At 43.3% G+C, this 367-nt stretch carries 1 protein-coding gene; it reads left to right on the top strand.

Going from position 1 to position 367, the window contains the following annotated elements:
* Positions 1 to 367 (top strand): efflux RND transporter permease subunit (locus AB5935_RS24860; protein WP_368327740.1); only part of this gene is annotated, 367 nt, incomplete at both ends.

The following is a 367-nucleotide window of genomic DNA, read 5'->3' as shown; positions in this document are numbered from 1 at the left end:
GTTTATCAGACTGCCGGTTCTAATGCCACAGAGATTAATCGTGAGATTGACGCTTTTCTGGCAGACGCTTCCAAACGTCTTCCCAAAGGGGCGGAAATAACCCAGCTGATGAGTACCAACGAATTTCTCTTCGCCTCTATCCATGAGGTATTAAAGACGCTGATTGAAGCGATTCTGCTGGTAATTCTTGTGGTATATGTTTTCTTGCAGGACATTCGTTCTACACTTATTCCGCTGGTGGGTATTTTTGTTTCTCTTATCGGAACTTTCGCTTTCATGGCGTTGGTAGGATTCAGTATCAATTTGATTACACTTTTCGCATTAGTGCTGGTCATCGGTACAGTGGTGGATGATGCAATTATTGTGG

The sequence above is a fragment of the Phocaeicola sp. RTP21198st1_B8_RTP21198_201120 genome, from assembly GCF_040929485.1.
GTDB classification, from domain to species: domain Bacteria; phylum Bacteroidota; class Bacteroidia; order Bacteroidales; family Bacteroidaceae; genus Phocaeicola; species Phocaeicola dorei.
This window is presented reverse-complemented; position numbering and strand designations above follow the sequence as displayed.